Source organism: Bradyrhizobium altum, assembly GCF_020889705.1.
Lineage (GTDB): Bacteria > Pseudomonadota > Alphaproteobacteria > Rhizobiales > Xanthobacteraceae > Bradyrhizobium > Bradyrhizobium altum.
In genome coordinates, this window is sequence record NZ_JACMYP010000040.1 from 23,016 (window position 1) to 43,078 (window position 20,063).

The following is a 20,063-nucleotide window of genomic DNA, read 5'->3' on the forward strand; positions in this document are numbered from 1 at the left end:
GATGTCGGCCTTGCTTTCGCCACCGCACGAGAGGCCGAATCTACCAGTTCCAGCGCAACCGCGCTGGCAACCCTTACGGCTCGGTGTCGTGGAGCTGTTTCATTACGACAGTGAAGAATTCTGGTTCCGCGACGGCCATCTGCTCTTGCGCGGCAATAACGGCACCGGCAAGTCGAAGGTGCTGTCGTTGACCCTGCCCTTCCTGCTCGACGCGCAGGTCAAGCCATCGCGCATCGAACCCGACGGGGACAGCGGCAAGAGAATGGCCTGGAATCTCCTGATGAACAGCCACGATCGTCGCAATGGCTATGCGTGGATCGAATTCGGCCGCCTCGCCGACGACGGTACGCCGCGATATCTGTCGCTCGGGGTCGGACTTTCCGCGGTCGCCGCCCGTCCGCAGGTGGAAAGCTGGTTCTTCCTGATCGAGGAAGCAGAGCAGGCGCCGCGCATCAATCAGGACCTCTGGTTGATGAGCGACCAGCGCGTCGTATTGACCAGGGAACGCCTTCGCGACGCTCTCCATAGCCATGGCCAGGTCTTCGACACCGCGACCAGCTATCGTCGCGCGGTCGACGAACGTCTGTTTCACCTCGGCGCCAAGCGTTACGATGCATTGATGGACACCCTTATCCAGTTGCGGCAGCCGCAACTTTCCAGGAAGCCGGATGAAACTGCGCTCTCGAACGCACTGACGGAGGCCTTGCCGCCACTTGCGCCGGAGTTGCTCGGCGATGTGGCCGAAGCGCTCGGCCAACTCGAGGAGGACCGCCGTCAGCTTGAAGAATACCAGGCATTGACCAAGGCCGTTGTGCAATTCGACCAACGCTATCGCATTTACGCCGGAACGCAGAGCCGCCGGCAAGCGCGCGCGCTGCGTCAGGCCCAGACTGAATTCGACAGCGCCAGCCGAGCGCGCAGCGAGGCTCAAGTCCGGCTTGAGAACGCAAGCAGCGATGAGGCGAAAGCCCAGACCGCACATCATGAGACGGAGGTCGCCCTGGCCAGCGAACGCGCCCGCCTCGAAACGCTACGTAGCAGCCCGACGATGGAAGATGCCAACCGCCTCGAATTGGCCGTGAAGGAAGCCGAGGTGCGTGGACGCGCAGCGCAGGGAGCAGCTTCAACCCTCGAGGAGTCAACCAAACGATCGGAGCGCAGCGCGAAGGATACGGAACTCGCCAATCAACGCGCGCTCGCGGCCGAACACAGGATGACTGGATTGCGTCATGACGGCATGACCCATGCCGAGGCGGCGGGTATCGCCAGCCTCCATGCGGAGAACCCGCTGTCAACGCTCACGACCAATGCACTGGTCGAGCTGACGCAAAAGACGTTCGACGGTGCATCGACCGCGCTGCAAGAATTGGTCACCAGACGACGCGAACAGATCGCGCTGCTCCGCCAGCGCCACGCCGACATGGCGTCCATCGAGACCGAGCACGCACAGCGCCTGCGTACACGTAATGATAGACAGGATGCGGTCGAAACCGCAGTGCACCGACGTGAGCTGGCCGATGCCGACGTTGAACGCAAGGGCATCGATCTCATCGAGACCTGGGAGCGATACTTCGCTAGCGTGAAACAACTGCAAGTTGGTTCCGACGATTGTCTTGCGGCGTTGGCGGCCTTGGGCGACTGGGTCGCGGCCCTGGATGGAGATAACCCGGCGCGCCTTTTGCTGCAGGCAGCCCAGTTGCAAACCAATTGGCGGCTTGCACAACGTCGCGCCACACTCGACGGCAAACGCCAGGTGCTGGAGGCTGAGCGCGAGACCCTCGGAGACGAGCGTAGCTGTCTCGAAGCCGGTATCGACACGATGCCCCCCGCACCTTACACGCGAAGCTCCGATGCGAGGGCTGCCCGTACCGGCGCGCCACTCTGGCAATTGGTGGACTTTCGTGACGCGGTAACCAGTCCGCAGCGGGCCGGCCTCGAAGCTGCGCTGGAAGCTGCCGGCCTTCTGGATGCATGGGTTTCGCCCGATGGCCGGCTGCAAACCAGAGATGGCGGCTCCATGCTGCACGATACGCAGGTCTTGGAGCGAGGACCGCATCCGACGTCACTTGCCAATTGGCTGCAGGCGGCCCTGCCGGACCACAGCACCGTATCAGTTGATGTCATCGAGCGGGTGCTGGCAACGATCGCCTGCAGCGACGACGATCTTGTCGATAGTGAAGCGTGGGTGGCTCCGGACGGCCGATTCCGCCTTGGCAGTCTGGCAGGTGCCTGGGACAAACCTGCGGCGGTCTACATCGGATACGCTGCTCGCGCAGCGGCCCGTGAGCGACGGCTGGCCGAAATTGCCGAGAGACTAGTGTCAGTCGGCCATGAACTCGCGGCCCTGCAGGCGGAGACCGAGCAACTCACCAACGATCAGCACGAGACAGACGCTGAATGGCGCCTGGCTCCGGCCGATGATGTCCTTCGAGAAGCCCACATCGCCGGCGTCGCTGCCGCCCGCGAGGCACAACTTGCCCGCGACCGGTTGGGCGAGGCAGACGCTCAATACCGGGAGGCGGAAGAAAATCTGCGGAGAGCGCGTGAACGGCTTGCCGCTGACGCTAGCGATTTGCGTTTGCCAATATCACCTGCCGCCCTGCCTGCGATCGAAGCGGCGCTGAACAACTATCAGGACGCGCAGATCCGGCTCACGCAAACCATCCATGAGCTGCGCCTGGCGCTCGCAGACCTACATAGGCAACGCGCCCGCGAAGCTGAACTGCTTGACGACGTGAAGAGGCATCAAGAGCAACGCGATACGGCTCGGATCGAGGCGGAAGAAGCATCATCGCGGCTTGTTGTATTGCGCGAAGCGGTAGGTGCAAGAGTCGAGGAACTGCAGCAGATGCTCAGCGAGGCGCGTGCCGGCGTCGACGGGTACGAGACCGAATGGAAGAAGGCAGGGACGGCCTTGCAAAAGGCCGGCGAAGCCCGTGCCGTCGCCCACGAGCAGTCCGCGACCGCTAATGTGGCGTTTGAGCGCGGCAGCGAAGCGCGTGCACAAGCCGTTTCGAAGTTCCGGCAATTCACCTTGGCAGGTCTGCTGTCGGCCGCATTGACAGACCTGGAGGTACCGGACGCTAGCAGCCCCTGGACGATAGATCCGGCGCTGACGCTGGCCCGCCGCGCCGAACAGGCCCTGTCCGGCGTAAAGGACGACGACGAGGCGTGGACGCGCGTCCAGCGGCAGATCGGCGAAGACTTTACCGAACTGCAACGTTCCCTCAGCGCGCTCGGCCATCAGGTGCTTGCCGAACAGAGCGACTGGGGCCTCATCGTAAACGTCATCTACCAGAACCGGTCCGAACGCCCGGACCGCCTCGCGACGCGGCTTGCGGCAGAGATCGACCAGCGTACCGAGCTGTTGAACGCCAATGAGCGCGCTGTGCTGGAAAATCATCTTCAGGCCGAGATCGCCTCCGAAATCCAGCGTCTGCTGCAGACAGCGGAGGCGCAGCGCGATGCGATCAACAAAGAACTGTACAGTCGGCCAACATCCACGGGCGTACGCTTTCGTCTATTGTGGCCGCCTCTGTCGGAAGAAGAAGGCGCCCCCGTCGGCCTGGAGGCTGCGCGTAAACGTCTCCTCAATACCAACGCGGACCTGTGGTCGTCCGAGGACCGTCGGGTTGTCGGCGCGATGTTGCAGCAGCGCATCGCAGCCGAGCGCGAGCTCGCCGAAGTGGATGGCGGCAGCCTGATCGACCAGCTTTCGCGCGCGCTCGACTATCGACGCTGGCACAGATTCCGCGTCGAGCGCTGGCAAGACGGTCAATGGCGAAAACTTTCCGGCCCGGCCTCCAGCGGGGAGCGAGCCCTCGGCCTCACCGTGCCATTGTTTGCCGCTGTCGCCAGCTTCTACAGCCAGGGCAGCTACGCGCTGGCACCGAGGTTGATTTTGCTCGACGAAGCCTTTGCCGGCATTGACGATACCGCACGCGCTCATTGTATGGGCCTCATCCGGGAGTTCGATCTGGATTTCGTCATTACGAGCGAACGAGAGTGGGCCTGCTACGCTGAACTGCCTGGCGTATCGATCTGCCAGTTGCAGCGGCAGGAGGGCATCGATGCAGTGTTCGTTTCGCGCTGGACCTGGGACGGAAAGGCAAGAGTACGGGAAGCCGATCCCGACCGCAGGTTTGCGCCGGCATGACCGATGGGACCGAAGAACGTCTTCGACGCCTGCTCGGCGGCAACCATCTCGCCTCCCTGCGCAAGCGCCTGCGTCGGCGCTTCGAACGCGTGCCGCTGAATGGCGTGGTCGAGAGTTTTCGCATCGGCGACTTGACGGCGCCGGAGCACGCTGCGCTGGCTTCGCTGCTGGGTCGTCCGCAGCACTACGCGAGTTCGCTGCGGATCGATGTTCGCCAGGTCGACGCCGCCTTCCGGAATTCTGGCATCGCCTTCTCGCTGCGCGACGCGCTTGAGCGGCTTGACGGCCCGATTGCCAACCTCGCTAGCGAGCGATTTCAATCGCAAACCCTTTGGTCGGATGTGATCAGGGGCTGCAATCACCCCGGACTCGTCGGATTGCTCGAGAATCCGGCAGGCTTGGGCCTGCTCAAACGCCTCGCCAAACGAGAGCCTTCGGCAGCGAGCCAATTATGTCGCCGTGCTGAAGCGGTCCTGCAACGTCTGCCGGCGAACGGCATCACGCGCTCGCAACTGGCTGCCGAGGTGTTGGGCGATGCCCATGCGCTGGATAGCGGACGGGCAACAGCCACCATCGTGATGGCGGTCTGCCGCCAGGCCATCCCGCGAACCTACGATGACTCTGTGGAGGAGAGCCCGGACGAGGAGAGACAAGACGGAGAACGGGATCGCGACATCTGGGCGAAGGTAGGGGTTCTCGTCAACGAACTGGCACGCCCTGCCCTCTTTCTGAATCTCCCCACGAGCGAAACGGAAAGCTACGGAAGGCCGCCGGGAGAGCCGGCGTACGCGTCGCTGCGCGTTTTGCTGCGTTCATCGCCCAGATGGAACGTCGCCGGACGCGAAGTATACGTTTGCGAGAATGCAAACCTGCTTTCGATCGCTGCCGACCGCTGGGGTGCCAATTGCGCTCCGATGGTCTGCACCGATGGCATGCCGGCCGCCGCGCAGCGATGCCTACTCTCTCAACTCGCGTCCGCCGGCGCGCGACTTCAATATCATGGCGATTTCGACTGGCCGGGACTGCACATTGGCAACCACGTCATGCGGGAACACGGCGCGCAACCGTGGCGTTTCCTCGCGGAGGATTACGAGCTTGCCCTCCGGGCGGCCTCAGCCATCCCAGCCCCCCTCACGGGGAAGGTGGTCGACGCTGCCTGGGATCCGGCGTTGACGAAGGCTATGCGACATCATCGAGTCTCTATCGCCGAAGAAGGCCTGGCGGCCTCATTGCTCGTCGACTTGGGCGACTACTAACCTCCCAGCGCCAGTGACAGATCCAGAAGACTCCGCAGCTCTCGGGACCGCCAGTTCATTCATTGATGCAACAAGGTCGGTCAGCGTGCCCGATACGATCGGTGTGACGGGCGTTGCATTGGCGACGCCGCCGGCCTCGATCACGGCGCCGGTCGTGGCCCCGGAAACGATGGCCGCATCGTTGGTGCCACTGATGTTGGTGGTCACTGGCGGTGGGGTAGCACTCAAGGCGAGGCCACTCGCAACATTCGTGCTGCCCAGAAGGTCAACTTGTAGGCTGGTCGTTGACGCATCATTGTCACGGTCGACTGCTGTCACGTCGAACAGCAGGTCGGTGCTGGGGATCCTCGTTCCCTCGCTGTAAGTGATGTTGTTGACGGTAAACGTGGTGTTGCCGGTTACGGCGTGATCGTACGACACCCCGATCTGGTTGTATTCCGACCCAACGAAGAGCGTATCGGTCGAAGTTGCACTATCGAAGGTGGAGGTGTTTATCAGCGCGAGATTTGAAGTCTTTTCTACAACGATGCGGGCGTCACCCAATGGCTTTGGGATGTTGATGTTGAAGTCATGGATCTCGGTGGCACCATTAAAGACCTTGAATACGACGTCTGCGGTGCCGTTTCCTTGCCACTGCGTCAGAATGAAACTGACGTCCGTTTGCTCGGGCCTGAAGGTCAGAAGCAAGGTCTCGTTCTGATCCATCTGCAGTCCGGTGTCACCGACCGCGATGCCATTGCTCGACGCTTTGATGTCAGCAGGTGCACCGTTGAAGTCGCCGGTGATGACGAATAGACCGTCCGGAGCGGTGAGTGACAGTTGACCGCCGCCGGATGCTCCGAAATCGGAGCCGGTGACTGTCGTCTGCTGCAAGAAACCGACGCCCTCGATGTCAAACGTGTAAGTTCCGTCGGGGTTGATCCGCAGTGTAAAGAACGGATCGCTTAGAGTCCCGCCTGTATCGGCGAAGAACGCGTTCTAGTTCCACGCCGCCATTCACCGCTTGGGTCGTGTAGTAGAAGGTGTCGTCACCATTCCCGGTCACGTGCACCGACGTGATGCCGCCGCCCAGATCCGTTGTCGCGAGATTGTAACCATTCACCGCGCCATCGTGGACGGCTACGAGCATCGCGGCATCGCCATCGGCGCCGAAATTCACATGGTAGGTGCCGTTGGCGACTTGATTATCCTGGGCGAGAATAGTTGCGGTGTCGAAGCCTCCAATCATCGGACCGTCGTCGGTGATGGTCAGCCCGGCTGCCAAGGTCGAGGGCCGCCGTCTGGAAGTCTCCGTCCTTGTCGGTGATCGTCGCCGTCAGGTTCACAATCCCGGCGGTCAGCGACACAGCTTCGCCGCCGTCCGGGTTGGTGCCGAACGGCTGCAGCACCGCCCAGTACTCGGTGAAGGTCACGAGCCCCGTCGTCGGATCAAGCTGGATCGTGAACGCGAGCGTGCCGCCGGCGGTACCCACATGACCTTCGATAGTGTTGTCATTCAAAACCAGCACGTCAGCCTCGCCGGTGTGCGAGTCGATCAGACCCGACGCCGCGCCGCTGCCGCCGGCGATCGACAGCGCATAGCGGATCGTCGAGCCGTCCGCCCCCTGAACCGCGGTGAACGCCGTCGAGAAGTTGCTTGACGTCGTCGCCAGCGTCGCGTCCGGCGCCGAGCCGGCGATGTGGTCGTCGAGTGCCGTCGCCGTCAGATGCGTCTCGCTCAGCGTCAGCGACGGTGCCGTCGCCAACGCCACGATCGTCGGGCCGTCGTCGGTGACGGTCAGCTGGTTGCCGAGATCGCGCCTCACCGTCTGGAAACTGCCGTTCCTGTCAGTGATCGTTGCACTTAGGTTCACAATCCCGGCGGGCAACGACACACCTTCCCCGCCGTCCGGGTTGGTGCCGAAAGGTTGCGTCACAGCGCGGTACTCGGTGAAGGTCGCGACCCCGGTCGCCGGGTCAACGTTGATAGTGAACGCCAGCGCGCCGTCGATAGTGCCGACATGACCTTCGATGGTGTTGCCGCTCTGGACCAGCACGTCGGCGACGCCGGTATGCGAGTCGATCAGACCCGACGCGGCGCCGTTGCCGCCGGTGATCGACAATGCGTAACTGATTGTCGCTCCGTCCACTCCCTGGACCGAGATGAACGCCCGTCGAGAAATCGCCTGACATTGTCGTCAACGTCACGTCCGGCGCCGAGCCGGCGATGTTGTCGTCAAGCGCCGTCGCCGTCAGATGCGTCTCGCTCAGCGTCAGCGACGGGCTGTTCCCGTCACGCCAACCATCGGGCCGCGGATGATGATCGTCACCTCCTCTGGTGTGCCGTCGATGCTGGTCACCGTGAATGTGTCGGTCAACGTGTCGCCGACCTTGAGAGCCTGCACTGCGCTGTTGGCCTCGTCGAGCATGTAAGTCCACACGCCGTCAGTCGTCATGGTGAAGGTGCCGTAGCCGCCGGCGCTTTTCGTCGGCGAGCTGACTGCCGTGAACGTGTTGGTCGGATCGTCGGGGTCGGTATCAGTGAGCGTGCCGGTCGCGGTCTGCAGGCCGGGCGTGGCGTTGACGGCGGCACCGGCCTCGATCACCGAACCGGCGGTGGTGCCGGAAATGATGGCGGCGTCCTCGACGCCATTGATGATGATCGTGAAGGTTCGACTTGCCGAGAGCGTGCCGTCCGAGACCGTAATGACGAAGCTCTCGGTCGTGGGGATCTTGAGCGCATTTATCGCAACGTTGTTCGGGACGAATGTGTAAGCCCCCGACTCGCTATTGAGATAGAGCGTGCCAAAGGAGCCGGTTTCCGACTCATCATATGCAAGTCCGTTGAGGACCGTGCTGCCGGCGGTCCCTCCGCCGATGCCGAATGTCAGCGTTCCGACGTTGGAAGTGCTGGCCGTGAACGTCCCGGTCGTCGACTTGAAGGTGTCGAATACTGCCGTATCGGCTTCGATCGGCCCCAGCCCGGCGTTCAGGATCGGCGGTTGAGGCGGCTTAAGCCAATAACCTCCAGCAAAGCTGGAGGTTTGATTGGGAACCGCCAAGGCGGTTTTAAGGGATGTTAGGACGATTGCTTGGATTTTGGGGCAGCTGAAATCTTTAGCTCAAACTGATCCAGTTGCTGGTCGGCCATTTCCTGATTCTTGATGTAGGCTCGGATCATTTCCTCATCACGGCCGACGGTCATGACAAAATATCCGCGTGCCCAGAATTTGTGGCCCAGGAAATTTCGCATCTTCCGTTCGACGTTCTGCGCGATCCAGATCGAACTCTTCCCCTTCATATACCCGATGATCTGCGCCACCGAATATTTCGGAGGTATCGATATCAGCATGTGGACATGATCCGGCATCAGGTGCCCCTACTCGATCCGGCACCCCTTCCGTCGTGCCAGATTGTGAAATACCTGGCCCAGATGCCGCTTGATCTTCCCGAACAGCAGCTTCTTGCGGTACTTCGGCGTAAACACGACGTGGTGCTTGCACTCCCAAGTCGCGTGATTAAGATGATTGTACTCTGCTTCCATCATGGTCTCCTTGAGGGTTCTTGGCGGTTCCCCAAGGAGACTCCATGACTTCATTCCCGCAGCTGTAGAACTGCCGGTTTTCGCCCCGCCATAGGCGGGGGCTTAGCAGGTTTGGTCAGACTAGACACAGCATGTCGCGCTCCATTCGTCGTGATAGGGACACTCTACTGGCCTGACTCAGGACCGTTCCACCTGAGTGAGGTTCCACCTGAGTGAGGTGCACTGTCGCTCGCCGCCGCGAAAGTCAGTCAGAAGTTACCGACCTCAAACAATCTAGCGTAAGGTCCGTCTGCGAAGTGAAGCCGCAACTCATGAAAATTCTGTACCGTCTGGTCCAGCGGTCGCGTTTCCTGGCGCTGAAGAATGGCGCGACCAGAAAGCTGAAGCGCTGGAACCCCGAAGAACTCCCAAATCGTTGCCAAGCAAGCGGCGGGTTCGCGAAGAAGACTCTCGTACTCAATCACAAGCATGTTGGTCAGCGCGAAGGAGTGCGCGACCCGAGCGTGGAAATTGTCGGCAGTCTTGAAGTAGGCCTCGCAGTCGGCGATTGACAATCTGACGCACGGCGGCGGAGCCGCGTTGTCAGAGCTGAATTTCAGCCATTGGCGGGTTTGCCTTGCCTGCACCAGCGATCGTAGCGATTCCAATGTGTTTCTGCGAACCACGAGGATGACCTTCAGGCCTGGCCAACCGGCCAGCTCGGCAAAAAAGCCCGGACGATCGTGAAACTGAGGTTCGTTGATCTTGCAGCCAACGTGCGTCACCTTGTCCCTCCGCGGGGGATAGCGCAGGTAGGCAAGTTCTAGGAGCTCGCGATCGCTATGTAGCAGGCGATCCTTATCGGGCCACTTCGTATCATATGGATTGAGCAACTCACCGTTACTGAACACGTTCGGATGCTCGTTTAGCAATGCTTCCAGATAGTGCGTGCCAGTCCTTGGCATCGCAAGAATTACAAAGGGCTCAGGTGACAGTGCGGGGTACGTCATTGCATGTGGCTCCAACTAATATTGATCGCGAGGCTTGGGGTGGCGCCCCGCACAAGAATCCACGCTGTCATCTCTCCGCCGACTCGTTCAATGATGTTGAGAAGCGGCGGGGACTAAATCCGCGCTCATGCAACGCTGCAATCAAGCGGGACAGCACCATGACCCGTCTGGTCGCGCAGGCCGGCGTGAGTGTCCGGTTTCAACCCGCTCGGCTCTTTGTCCTGGTTCTCACAATACGGCTCACGGGACCCGATCGGCGACGTGATTTGTACCAGGAGGCCAATACCCGAATCATGGGGACGGCGTTCCATAACGCTGATAGATTGACTGGATTCCATCGAGGACCTCGCGTGACAGGCTGACTTCCACACTGGCGATGTTCTGCTTTAGCTGCAGCTCGGAGGTCGCGCCTACGAGGGTGCTTGCAACGAATGGCCGGCTGCTGACGAATGACAACGCGCCGTGCGCTGGATCAATGTTATATTCCCGAAACAGCGTTGTATATGCGAGGGCCGCATGCTGGGCCCTCTCATTGCTGTAGCGGAAGAATCTCCCTAATAAGTTCAGCCGCGAACCGCCTGGTCGCTACCCACCCAGGTACTTACCGGTCAGTGTGCCCATCGCGAGCGGCGAATACGCTAGAAGCCCTACCCGTTCGCGCTGAGCCATCTCGGCGAGGCCGTTCTCGAAGTCGAGGTTAAGCAGATTGTACGGATTCTGAATGCTCATCACGCGGGCTAAACCATGTACTTCTGCGTGATGCAGGAAGCGCGCAAGGCCCCAAGGTGTTTCGTTGCAGAGCCCGATGTGACGAACACGACCGCTTCTGACGAGTGCGTCCAACGCCTCCAGCGTCTCCAGGATCGGGACCGTGTCCTCGTCGAGTTCGTACTGGTAGTCGACTAACTGAAAGACGTTGGTGCTGCGGTCGGGCCAGTGCAGTTGGTAGAGGTCGATATAGTCCGTGTGGAGCCTTTGCAGGCTGGTGTCCACGGCCTCGAACAGATTGGCGCGTGTGTAGCTGACGCGGCCGTCGCGCACATAGGGCAAGTTTGCCTTGCCTGCTCGAACAGGGCCGACGGCTTTGGTCGCAAGCACGACGTCTTGCCTGCGCCGGGTCTTGCGTAGCCAACTGCCGATATAGCGCTCCGCAAATCCATGTGTCTCCGCACGGGGTCGCACAGGGTACATTTCGGCAGTGTCGACCAAGTTTATGCCGGCATCTAGGGCTGCGTCCAGTTGCGCGTGTGCCTCGGCTTCCTCGTTCTGCTCCCCCCAACTCATAGTGCCCAAGCCGAGTGCGCTCACCTTCAGGCCGCTGCGGCCCAGTTCACGATACTGCATCGCATATCTCCTTCTCGTAGTGGTCGTGAGTAGCGTCAACGCATCAGGCGTCGACGAAACAGTGCCGCCGACAGGAAGAACGGCAATACTGCGTACATGCAAATTATACCGATATGCAGGCCGACGCTGCCGGCCGGGCGGCCAAGCATCGCCGGACGAATGAGATCGATCGAATGTGCCAGCGGCAAGAAGCGCCCCACCTGCTGAAAGGCGTCGGGCAGTTGGGTAACCGGGAAGACCGCGCCGGACAGGAACAGCATGGGTGTGAGGACGAGCGTCTGGTGAAACACGAAATAGTCGTAACTTGGTGAAAGCGCTGCGACGACCATCGCCAGGCTCGCGAAGGTGAGACCGGTAAGGGCGATAGCTGGCAGCGCATAGAGGATGGATGGCCACGCTGCGTAGCCCAGGATGGCGGCAACAATCGTAATTGCCGTCCCGGCCAGAAAGGCCTTGCTGGCTGCCCACGCCGCTTCACCGAGAAGGATGTCGCCGAGCGTGAGCTGCGTGCACAGGACTGCTTCCCAGGTGCGCTGATGATGCATGCGAGCGAAAGCCGCATGAATGGTTTCGAAGGTGGCGGAAATCATCGCGCTTGTCGCGACCATGCCAGCCGCCAGAAACGCGACATATGAGGTGCCGTCAACGCGACCTAGCATTGCTCCGAGGCCCAAGCCGAGGCCGAATAGAGAGCTCATGGGCTCGGCGGCGTTCCCGAGAACCGATGCCAGCGCGACTTTCCGCCACGCCAGATAGTTGCGTCGCCATACCGCGATCCAGTTCCACGCATTGGCGGGCAGAGCCGCCGCATAACGTCCCCACATGGTTCAGTCCTTCATCTCCCGACCAGTCAGCAGCAAAAAGACATCCTCAAGATTCGGTGGACGCTGCAGAAAGCGTAGACCCGTGTGCCCGCGCGGCTGCCCGCGCACCCGCTCCGGATCTGGCGCATAGCAAAAGAGCGTCTCACCGCTCACGTCGATACGCTGCGCGTACGGCCTGATCAGCGCACCGAACTCATGCGGATTGCCACCGTAGATCTCGATCACTTGGCAGCCGATCTGCTCGTCGATTAGGATGTGAGGCCGGCCTTCAGCGATCTTGCGCCCTTGCTCGAGTACGCACAGCCGGTCGCACAACCGCTCGGCTTCTTCCATGAAGTGGGTGGTCAGAAGAATCGTCTTGCCGCGCGCCAACAGCGAGCGCAACCGTTCCCAGATCAGGTGGCGCGCGTGCGGATCGAGGCCGGTTGTCGGCTCGTCCATGACGAGGAGCTGAGGGTCATTGATGAGCGCACGCGCTATCGTCAGGCGCCGCTTCATGCCGCCAGAGAGTTCGGCGACGCGCGCATTCGTCTTGTTCTCGAGGCGAGCGAACTCGAGCAGTGACGGCGTGACCGCTTCGATTTGGTGCGCGCTCATGCCGAAATAGCGCCCGAACACCAGCAGGTTCTCCCGGACTGTGAACTCAAGATCAAGATTGTCGAATTGCGGGACCACGCCTATGCGCATGCGAGCCAAGCGAGCGCGTCCCGGCACTGGTTCCCCGAGCACGGTGATGTTGCCCGCGTCAGCTGACGCCATGCCGAGAACCATGCGCGCAATCGTGCTCTTGCCTACGCCATTCGGTCCCAGCAAGCCGAAGCACTCTCCCGACGCAACGGTGAACGACAGCCGGTCGACAACGACCTTGTCGCCATATGACTTTGTTACGCCGGTAAGGCCGATCGCTATCGCGGACATGCGCTCATCTTGGCGTGAGGGATGCCGTCGCCCGGCGATAGCTCAGCTGCAAGCGGCTTGGTCAACAGCAGGCCGTCGCACCATACGTGTTCAACGCGTCCCCACTGGCAGGCTGCGGCGGCATCCGGAAAAAACCCACGCCCATGGTGGTTGGCACTTGTATTGCAAAGCGGCGGAATGCCCGTGAGTTTTTCATATTCGACGAGAAGCTCAGCGACTTTGTGCTCAGAGTTTCTAGGAACGGTCTGCAACCGGGCAGACCCGTCGAGATGTACAACGGCGGGGATTTTGTCCCGCCATTCCGCTCGCGACTGGTGATCGAACAGCATGTAAGGATCCGGCGTTCCAGGGCTGAAAATTTCCGGCGCGCGATCTTCCAGGCATATCGGCGCCACTGGCCGGAAGTGTTCGCGACGTTTGATGTCGTTAAGATGATCCTTCATTCCCGCCGATGTCGCGGCTGCGAGAATGCTTCTGCCGCCCAACGCTCGTGGTCCGAGCTCAGCGCGGCCGGCGAGGAAAATCACGGGCTTATTGCTCGCCAGGATGGCAGCAAGTTCATGCATACTACACGGCGCAGCCTCCCACTCAGACGGCACATCGGTGCGTGCCAGGGCAGGGCCACTGTAGACCGACCATTCCGGCACGAAGCCTATGTCCGCCGCCATTGCGGCACAAGCCGCGCCGATTGCCGAGCCGCTGTCATTCGGAAAGGGCGGCACCCAGACAGCATCGCACAGGCCATTAGCACGTAGTGCACTGTTCCATTTTATGTCGAGACCGCAGCCACCGGCTATACACAAGTTGCGCGATCCCGGAAAACCCGAATGCCGCTGCAAAGCGACTGTCACTTCCTGAACAAGGAGACGCTCGAGAAAACAATGAAAAGATGCAAGTACATCTTCGGGTGCCTTAGCCTTCAATCGCAGCGCGCTCCGCTCGAAGAAGTCGTGCATAGCCGCAAGTGACGACTCCGCGCTGTTTATGCCCGCTCGGTAACGGCGAGCCTGCTCCGTGTCGGCCGCAAAGCGCTCCTCGTAGAGCTCCTGAAATACCGCCATCATGGCTTCATCAGCACACCCGAGCGCGGTGTAAGCCATCAGCTTGTCGGCAACACCTAGGTCCCAGCCGGTCCGGTTCGCCTGCCTATAAGGTCCGAAGTGAGAGCCAGCGGCACCATATGCATGGCCTATCATCGGGAACAGGCATTCGAGGAACCGGGCGCCCCGACGATCTACATAGTAGAGACGTGGAAAGATGCAGCCGTCCCATACCAAGCAGAAGGCTGGTTGTCCGGCTTTGGCAAAGGGGCTGGTGCAGTATGCGGAGGCCACATGGCCTGTGACATGCGGATAGCTTCTATAAGGGAAGAGCCTGCCCTCGAGCATGAGCCCAAAGCCGTCGTGCGAAGTGAGAAGGCCCTCGGCATAGCGTTCAACATACGGCGCCCCTTTAAGAGTGATCGCTGCCGCCCCACTGAGGGCCTCGGATTGGGATTCGACTTCCCCGTCCCAACCATCGATGACAAACCGATCGACATCCCGCGGATCCAGACCGTGCTCCGCTAAAGCGGCGACAACTGCGTCGAGATTGTCGATGGCTTGATATCGCAGATTGTTGCCCCGCTTCTCCTGCTCGACGCAACCGTCCGTCCTCGACAAGAGCGATCGCCCCGTCATGCGTCAGCTTTATACCGCAGATGCGCATTGTGCCTCCATGTCAACGTCGGCGATTCGATTGACTCGAGATCGAATCGGATTTCGGAAGCAGGCGAGCAAGCAGTCTTCGTTGACCGACTCGTCATGGCACTGCAGCCGCTCGACCTCGATCAGCGTTTCGTTCAACATGCTGATGACCGTCTCGGCACCAGCATGGTGACCCAGCGCCGACACGTGGCATCGCGCGCGGATCCGAAAACCAGCGGCCCTTCTGGCGCAAGCATCCGCACTAGGCGCGTATCTCGGCCGTGTCAGCCAGGTGATCGAGAACTGCCGCCACGACGATCAAATCGAACAGCTCTCCGGTCGAGAACTGCTGAACGTCGCAGACTATCCACGTGATGTGCGACCATCTCTTCGTCCGTTGGCACGCTCGACCAATCGCTCGCGGCACGACATCGAGCGCTCTGAGCCGCTTGCAGTGCGGCGCCAGCTTTTCCGTGAATGCGCCGGCTGCGCACCCCACTTCGAGGGCATTTGTGATAGACCCTCTGGAAAGCGAAAGCCGCGGCATTTGCGTGTGACGCTCCCGCTCAAACGGATTTCCGTCGAGGCGCCACGGATCGTCGGCAGCCAGTTCCCGCTCTAACAGTTGGTATTTCTTATCCAGGCTCACGAGCTATTCACCTATGTAACTGCACGATCACTCGCCGCTGCAAGCGCTGTCAGACGTTACCAACGTCGAAGAAGCACACGAAAGATCCCTCCTTCGGATTGACCCACCAATTCCCGGACCTTCTGTAACATTTGGTCCAGCGACCGGATTTCGGATGACGACCTGCTTTCCCCCCGTTTGGTAGCTTGGCAGCCTGGCGCGACAGCCAATCGCTATTGCTCAATGTACACAATGCATAGGCTTTCACGGGGAGTAAGAGAAAGATGTTGATGAGTGTGCGCAGAGAAAAGCCGAGAAATCGAAGTTCGCGAGCACGAAACTCTGCGACGCTGCAGCGAACCACGGTCATTGATGCGATAATCAGTCCTGCCCACCACGGCACTGTGGCTGTGAGTGCGAGCTGCGCGAGCGCCGTTAGCGATGACAGGGCGAGAAGTAGCGGGCCGAGATTCTGTCCGACTACATCTAGCGTGAGATAGCGATCAAGTTCAGACAACAGGCGCAGCGCAAGGAACGTATCCCGGAAAGTGCTCCGTGCCCAACGGAGTTGTTGGCGCAGATACGGCCCTAGCCTGTCCGGAACAACTGTTGCCGCGACGGCGTCGGGAGCGTACTCCGTTTGAAACCCTGCTTTCAACATGAGGATCGTGAGATGGCGATCCTCACCGAAGTCGCTTGGCTTTCCCCGAAAGAATTGCGTCTCGTACTGATCTAGTAGCAACAGGAGCGCGGAACGACGGTACATCGCACATGGGCCGCAGCAGCACATAACGGCGCCGAAGCGAGCTTGTGCCGCGCGCTCTTCGTTGCAAGCCAACCAGTACTCCATATCAATCAACCGGGTCAGCCAAGTGTCGCTTCGGTTGCTCGCCGTCAACTGCCCCATGGCCGCCCCGATCGCTGGATCCTGCATCTTCCGTGCAAGCTTCGTGACCACATCGGCAGCTATTATCGTGTCCGAGTCGACGTTGAGCACGAGATCTCCAGATGAGCGGCGTATCACAGCGATCTGTGCCTTCCGCTTTCCGACATTCTTTCGCAGCAGAATGAAGCCGAACCTCGGGTCGTCAGAGTAGGCGTCGTGAACGGGTGCCACAGCGTCGAGATTTCCAGAACCGTCATCAACCACATAGACCCGCAGCTTTCCGGCGTAGTCTTGGCTTGCAATGGACTTCAGACACGCCGAGAGCGTACGCGGGTCCTCGTTGAAGCAGAGGACGATGACATCCACGCTTGGTAGAGCGTCGGAGTTGACCACGTCGCCCGACGGCGATGAAACGTTTGTCGGCAGAGCATAAAGCACCTGCACGCTTCTATGGACAGTCGAGAGAAGCGCATAGACCGAGATAGCGACAGTGCTGGTTGTGGTAAGCAGGTTCATAGGGTGCCGGTTTGGTGAGGTTGAGGAAGCGAGCGGATTGAAAATCCGCGGACATGCAATGCTGGAATCAGGTTGGAAAGCGCCAAGACGGTCTGATCGCGCAGACCAGCATGAGTGCCCCGTCCCAACTCGCTGGGTGGACATCCATCGTGCAAGAGCACAATTGCTCCCGGCCGGATAGAGGCCATCACCGCGTTGACAATCGCGTCAACGCCGGGACGAGACCAGTCTCGCGGGTCTACCGACCAGTGCAGGGCAGCCAGCCCAGCCCTCGCTGACGTAGCGAGCACCTCTTCGGTCCACATGCCATAGGGTGCACGCATGTGCCGCGGCGAGGCCTGGGGGCATGCCATCCTGATGACTCTGCTCGCCGTTAGTATTTCTTGTTGCACTTCGGCGAGTTCGCATCTGGACAAGTCCGGATGAGTCATTGTGTGGTTTGCGACCTCGTGCCCTTCTGCGACCATTCGTCTGATTAGTTTCGGCTGGTCCGCCGCGTACGCGCCAATGACGAAGAAAGTCGCTGGCACTCGGTGTTCCGCCAGCACATCGAGGACATTCGGCGTGCAAAGTGGATTAGGACCGTCGTCAAACGTCAGATAGACGCCGCGACTTTCGGTGCGGTCAGCGTATTCGCCGCGCGCTTCGCAAGAGCAGTCGAGGTGTGTCACAGCTCCGGCCCGTTCCGATCAATCATCGTGCCGGTCGGCCACTCGCTCATCGACCGTCCAATTGGTATAATCACGATGAGTACGTCCTCGGTGCGTGTGGGCGGCTTGTCGAGACGCACATCTGGAAGGGTCGACCGCACGCGAACCCCCGACAAAACGGTTGCCAAACCCTGCCGGGCGCCCCTTTCAACATGCTTCTGCAGCACAGGCCGAACCGCGCCGAAGCCGAAGGGAACACCAAGCTCCTGCAGGGTTGGACGCAGGACGTGCACTGCACCGTGATAGGTGACTCCGAGTCCCTCAAAATCTCGACGTACCGCGTACAAACCTAGGTCGGCCACTAGTACATCGACCGCGCCAACCTTGATGAAACGGCGCAGTAAGCCCATATGAGCCGCTACATCGCGCGAGTCGTAGCCGATTACACGGAGCTCAGGCCTCGCGCCGGCCCAACTTCGACTGCCTTCGAATGGCTTTCCATTAAACGCCCCAGTCGGCCCATACGTCTTTCGAAAGAACTCGGCGAGTTCGACATGGTCGGCGAGTTGCAACTCGTTTTCCCAGCACAGCTTCCACCGCACCTGAGAGCGCATTGAGAGACCCCCCGTAGAGCTGGATACGGCAATATTCATGGGTGCCTCCTTTGCGCCGACCGGCATTCGAGTGTGGACTTGACGCACGCGAGCAGTTCGCTACCGATGAACGGCTTCACCAGGGAATGGGAAACGCTGGCTCGCAGCGCCCGCAGCGTCGGGCGACGATCGAGGGTGACGTGCCTATCAGCGTCGATGGCCGGAGCAGTGTAACGCGCCTGAAGGTGACGAATAAATGCCCACCGACGCCCAGCGCTGTCGCATCTGAAAACAGAGAAAGCCTCGTAATCGGAGTTATTTCGGAGCAGACGCAGGAACACACTTTTCGACACGATATCTTAGCTCTCGGGCCAAACCCGACAGCGCCTAGGTTGATGCATCGTACTATTTAGCGTTGACCGCCAGCTTCGAGAAGCCTTGAGCATCACTGTCCTTCGTCAGCGACCGGTACGTGGCCTTCACGTTTCAATTTAGAAAATCCTCGATCCGTGGCCATAAAGCGCGCCAACATGGGGGCGATGAGCTTAGTCGGTTCGACCACTTGACCACCTTGACGCGTAAGGGCTTCTGCATATGCAATGAGATCGCGATGCACGGCCGCCGGCAGCTCCGTACTCACTTTGACCGGCTTGTCGTCTGGAAGCTCTCCTATTTTGAGCTTTGGCATGTTGTCACCCTCTATACGGCGTAAGTATGAGGTCACGATTGACAAGAACACGAACCGGGAAACCAGGTCGCACGGTCAGAGTAGGCTGGATGCTGAAACTGCGGCGAACGACCTGCTGTCCGGTTTGATTCAGTGAGTCGGAGGCGCCGTGTCGCAATGCTTGGATGATCGCGCTGTCGTTGCTATTTGTGTCGGAGCCCGCGCCTAGTTCCGTCCCAACAGCTAGAAGCGTCGATAGTGCCGCAGCCTTGAATAGCTCACCCCAGTGATTGTCGACTTGGTCTTCGAGGCCTGCGTAGCCGACAGTGTCAGCGCCAGGCTGCCGCTCGAGAACAATGGATCGTCCATTCGGCACGATCAGCCGGGTCCAGACGAGCAAGACGCGGGACTGGCCGAAAGTGACCTGGCTATCGTAGATCCCGATCAGACGCGATCCCTGAGGTACAAGCAGATAGCGACCGGTCGGCGTGTCAAAGACATTCTCGGTTACTTGCGCGGTAATCTGGCCTGGCAGGTCCGATCGGATCCCGGTGATCAAGGCCCCTGGAATTACCGTCCCGGCCAGCACGATGTAGGGTGAAGCGGGCTTGGTGACGCGGTCAGGGCTTACCGTGCGCCGATCCACAGAAGCATTCACGAAGGCAAGCTTGCGGTCCTGACCGTTTTGCGCAGATCCATCGTCGACGGGGCTCATTGCGTTCGGTGGCACGACGCGGTCGCTTCCAACAGCCGCAGCAGCGGGCGGACGCAACTCTCGTCCATTGGTCGAAGCGAACAGATGACTGATGCGGGCTGCCTCGGTCTCTTGATCCCGACGCTGCTGGTCCGGGTCAGCGCCGATCGTCGGCGACTGGCCTTGAGCGGCAAGGATCGGTCGACCGAGGTCCCCGGGGAGCGGCGGACCGAGCTGCGGGATTGGCTGGCGCGGAACGCCAGCATAGTCCTTCGGCAGCGTCGTAATTCCGTCGGCAACATTGTGATGATCGGTACTGTAAAGCTCGTCGGCCGTCGAGTTTCGGGAACGATTGTTCTGCAGCGACCACAATACAGTTCCACCGATGACGAGCAATGCAACGGCGCTGCCTCCAGCCAGGACTTTCCGCGACAACCGCGTCACGCGCGGATGCTCCGCTCTCAAGCGGAAGCTCTCGGACTGCTCCCCTTGTGTCTCCGGCGGAACTGCTTGCTCGTGATCGTTTGCATTCCGAGTGCTCATGACGACGGCCTCCCGTCGGTCCTGACAATCCTGACCCTCTGCTGGTGCTCGCCGCCAAGCCGCAGTTCGGCGGCAGCAAACAGCCGATCGACGATCAACACGTTGCCGTAAGCGCGATAGTTGACGAGCTCGGTCTTGCCGTCTGGACCGATGACGAAGAGCGGAGGCATCTCGCCCTGCACGATGCCTTT

At 60.5% G+C, this 20,063-nt stretch carries 15 protein-coding genes and 4 pseudogenes; 2 read left to right on the plus strand and 17 right to left on the minus strand.

The features are described 5' to 3' along the window. Position 1 precedes the first annotated feature (1 nt). A complete protein-coding gene (locus H8B02_RS13525; RefSeq protein WP_233286931.1) occupies positions 2-4,156 on the plus strand; it encodes a TIGR02680 family protein in 4,155 nt (1,384 codons plus the stop codon). After that, positions 4,153-5,412 (plus strand): TIGR02679 family protein, encoded by a 1,260-nt coding sequence (locus tag H8B02_RS13530; protein ID WP_229166697.1) that lies wholly within the window; start codon positions 4,153-4,155, stop codon positions 5,410-5,412. Before H8B02_RS13525 ends, H8B02_RS13530 begins: the two co-directional genes overlap by 4 nt. On the opposite strand, the gene H8B02_RS13535 is transcribed toward H8B02_RS13530, so the two are convergent. From H8B02_RS13535 to H8B02_RS13615, 17 genes and pseudogenes are all read right to left on the minus strand, one after another. Beyond that, a complete protein-coding gene (locus tag H8B02_RS13535; protein ID WP_229166698.1) occupies positions 5,383-6,285 on the minus strand; it encodes a hypothetical protein in 903 nt (300 codons plus the stop codon). The genes H8B02_RS13530 and H8B02_RS13535 overlap by 30 nt on opposite strands. 19 nt (positions 6,286-6,304) lie before the next feature. Next, positions 6,305-6,640 (minus strand): hypothetical protein, encoded by a 336-nt coding sequence (locus tag H8B02_RS13540; RefSeq protein WP_229166699.1) that lies wholly within the window; start codon positions 6,638-6,640, stop codon positions 6,305-6,307. Next, a complete protein-coding gene (locus H8B02_RS48500; RefSeq protein ID WP_312000882.1) occupies positions 6,597-7,574 on the minus strand; it encodes a DUF5801 repeats-in-toxin domain-containing protein in 978 nt (325 codons plus the stop codon). The genes H8B02_RS13540 and H8B02_RS48500 overlap by 44 nt, the downstream gene beginning before the upstream one ends. A 90-nt stretch (positions 7,575-7,664) precedes the next feature. Continuing rightward, positions 7,665-8,453, minus strand: a complete 789-nt coding sequence (locus H8B02_RS13550) for a VCBS domain-containing protein (protein ID WP_229166701.1) — start codon at positions 8,451-8,453, stop codon at positions 7,665-7,667. Positions 8,454-8,470: 17 nt separating this feature from the next. Then, positions 8,471-8,935, minus strand: a pseudogene (tnpA, locus tag H8B02_RS13555) (IS200/IS605 family transposase). Between the two features lie 248 nt (positions 8,936-9,183). Beyond that, on the minus strand, positions 9,184-9,924 hold the full coding sequence (locus H8B02_RS13560; protein WP_229166702.1) for a sulfotransferase: 741 nt from the start codon (positions 9,922-9,924) through the stop codon (positions 9,184-9,186). A gap of 291 nt (positions 9,925-10,215) precedes the next feature. Then, a pseudogene (locus H8B02_RS13565) lies at positions 10,216-11,268 on the minus strand (NADP(H)-dependent aldo-keto reductase). A gap of 35 nt (positions 11,269-11,303) precedes the next feature. Continuing rightward, positions 11,304-12,092, minus strand: coding sequence for a nodulation factor ABC transporter permease subunit NodJ (locus H8B02_RS13570; RefSeq protein WP_229166703.1), 789 nt, complete (start codon positions 12,090-12,092; stop codon positions 11,304-11,306). A 3-nt stretch (positions 12,093-12,095) separates the two neighbouring features. Further along, entirely contained in the window at positions 12,096-13,010 is a 915-nt protein-coding gene (gene nodI / locus H8B02_RS13575) for a nodulation factor ABC transporter ATP-binding protein NodI (protein ID WP_229166704.1), read from the minus strand. Continuing rightward, positions 12,998-14,717: pseudogene (gene nodU, locus H8B02_RS13580) on the minus strand (nodulation protein NodU). Before nodU ends, nodI begins: the two are co-directional and overlap by 13 nt. Beyond that, positions 14,699-15,344: pseudogene (gene nodS / locus H8B02_RS13585) on the minus strand (nodulation methyltransferase NodS). The pseudogenes nodU and nodS overlap by 19 nt, the downstream one beginning before the upstream one ends. 49 nt (positions 15,345-15,393) lie before the next feature. Next, positions 15,394-16,725: a chitooligosaccharide synthase NodC gene (gene nodC, locus H8B02_RS13590; RefSeq protein ID WP_229166705.1), complete on the minus strand. Its 1,332-nt coding sequence runs from the start codon at positions 16,723-16,725 to the stop codon at positions 15,394-15,396. Beyond that, the gene (gene nodB / locus H8B02_RS13595) at positions 16,722-17,396 is read right to left on the minus strand and encodes a chitooligosaccharide deacetylase NodB (RefSeq protein WP_130582779.1); all 675 of its coding nucleotides are present in this window, start codon (positions 17,394-17,396) and stop codon (positions 16,722-16,724) included. The genes nodC and nodB overlap by 4 nt, the downstream gene beginning before the upstream one ends. Beyond that, the gene (locus H8B02_RS13600; RefSeq protein ID WP_274617383.1) at positions 17,393-18,028 is read right to left on the minus strand and encodes a NodA family N-acyltransferase; all 636 of its coding nucleotides are present in this window, start codon (positions 18,026-18,028) and stop codon (positions 17,393-17,395) included. Before H8B02_RS13600 ends, nodB begins: the two co-directional genes overlap by 4 nt. Before the next feature lie 385 nt (positions 18,029-18,413). Then, on the minus strand, positions 18,414-18,656 hold the full coding sequence (locus tag H8B02_RS13605) for a DUF2274 domain-containing protein (RefSeq protein ID WP_229166706.1): 243 nt from the start codon (positions 18,654-18,656) through the stop codon (positions 18,414-18,416). A gap of 4 nt (positions 18,657-18,660) precedes the next feature. Further along, complete coding sequence (locus H8B02_RS13610; RefSeq protein ID WP_229166707.1) at positions 18,661-19,872, minus strand: TraB/TrbI/VirB10 family type IV secretion system protein; 1,212 nt, start codon at positions 19,870-19,872, stop codon at positions 18,661-18,663. Then, the coding region (locus H8B02_RS13615) for a TrbG/VirB9 family P-type conjugative transfer protein (RefSeq protein WP_229166708.1) at positions 19,869-20,063 on the minus strand (195 nt) is incomplete at its 5' end. The genes H8B02_RS13615 and H8B02_RS13610, both read right to left, overlap by 4 nt.

Coding starts and splice junctions, on each gene's coding strand:
- nodI (WP_229166704.1), bottom strand. CDS start 13,010: ATGTCCGCGATAGCGATCGGCCTTACCGGCGTAACAAAGTCATATGGC.
- H8B02_RS13560 (WP_229166702.1), bottom strand. CDS start 9,924: ATGACGTACCCCGCACTGTCACCTGAGCCCTTTGTAATTCTTGCGATG.
- H8B02_RS13525 (WP_233286931.1), top strand. CDS start 2: ATGTCGGCCTTGCTTTCGCCACCGCACGAGAGGCCGAATCTACCAGTT.
- H8B02_RS13570 (WP_229166703.1), bottom strand. CDS start 12,092: ATGTGGGGACGTTATGCGGCGGCTCTGCCCGCCAATGCGTGGAACTGG.
- H8B02_RS13605 (WP_229166706.1), bottom strand. CDS start 18,656: ATGCCAAAGCTCAAAATAGGAGAGCTTCCAGACGACAAGCCGGTCAAA.
- H8B02_RS13530 (WP_229166697.1), top strand. CDS start 4,153: ATGACCGATGGGACCGAAGAACGTCTTCGACGCCTGCTCGGCGGCAAC.
- H8B02_RS13610 (WP_229166707.1), bottom strand. CDS start 19,872: ATGAGCACTCGGAATGCAAACGATCACGAGCAAGCAGTTCCGCCGGAG.
- H8B02_RS13540 (WP_229166699.1), bottom strand. CDS start 6,640: ATGATTGGAGGCTTCGACACCGCAACTATTCTCGCCCAGGATAATCAA.
- H8B02_RS13600 (WP_274617383.1), bottom strand. CDS start 18,028: ATGAATATTGCCGTATCCAGCTCTACGGGGGGTCTCTCAATGCGCTCT.
- nodC (WP_229166705.1), bottom strand. CDS start 16,725: ATGAACCTGCTTACCACAACCAGCACTGTCGCTATCTCGGTCTATGCG.